Origin of the sequence: Chryseobacterium sp. RR2-3-20 (assembly GCF_017808115.1) — a bacterium.
In the GTDB taxonomy this organism is placed as follows: domain Bacteria; phylum Bacteroidota; class Bacteroidia; order Flavobacteriales; family Weeksellaceae; genus Chryseobacterium; species Chryseobacterium oryzae.
This window is the reverse complement of sequence record NZ_JADQBD010000176.1, coordinates 1-765: the sequence shown is the minus strand read 5'-3', so window position 1 is coordinate 765 and position 765 is coordinate 1. Positions and strand designations below refer to the sequence as shown.

Annotated in this window: 1 protein-coding gene; it reads right to left on the bottom strand. The window is 35.2% G+C overall.

The genetic code is table 11. The features are described 5' to 3' along the window. Positions 1-152: 152 nt before the first annotated feature. A partial coding sequence (locus IV513_RS15570) for an IS3 family transposase (RefSeq protein ID WP_209391464.1) occupies positions 153-765 on the bottom strand: 613 nt, incomplete at its 5' end.

Below are 765 nucleotides of genomic sequence, written 5' to 3'. Positions count from 1 at the left end.
GTTGACCTTTTTTGGGTTAAAAATTATTTCAAATATAGTTCAATTTTAGATTTTTCCGGGAATAAAATGTGGAAAAATTTCCTGGGCTTTTCCTTTCGGATTTTCCCACATTTTATTTCCCATATCATTGCGCATTTTTTTCGACAACAACATCAAGCGGTTTTCTTTTTGTAAGACCTATATTGAGTTTGATCATAGTTTTCGTGAACGAGGTTTGGTGTTTTAAAATCAATTGACCAATGCAGTCTTTTTTCGTTGTATATTCTTACTGCTTGTTCAATCATTTTATAAACAATTTCTTGATTCTTGATCGATTCTTTCAATCCAAATTCATACTTAAGTATTCCATTGATCCGTTCAGCCACTGCATTTTCATAAGGATCGTATTGCTGTGTTGTGCTTAATAGAAATCCGTTTTTTTCGGCATATTGTGAGAAAGCAGGGCAACAATATTGGATACCTCTGTCAGAATGGTGAATAACCTCTTTTTGTTGATGGATACAGTTTTTTTTCGCCATTTTCAGTGCGTTGATGACAAGTTCAGCGGGCATTCTGTCGGAGTAGCTCCAACCCATAATTTTCTTAGAATATAGGTCGGTGACTAAAGCTAAATAAGTGTGCTTTTGATCGGTTTTAATGTAAGTGATGTCAGCCACAAACACCTGTTCAGCGTGATTGATTTCGAGTTCTTTAATTCTGTTCGGAGATTTGTAAAAACCGTGTTTAGAGTCCGTTGTGATATGGAATCGTTTTGTTTTCTTGACC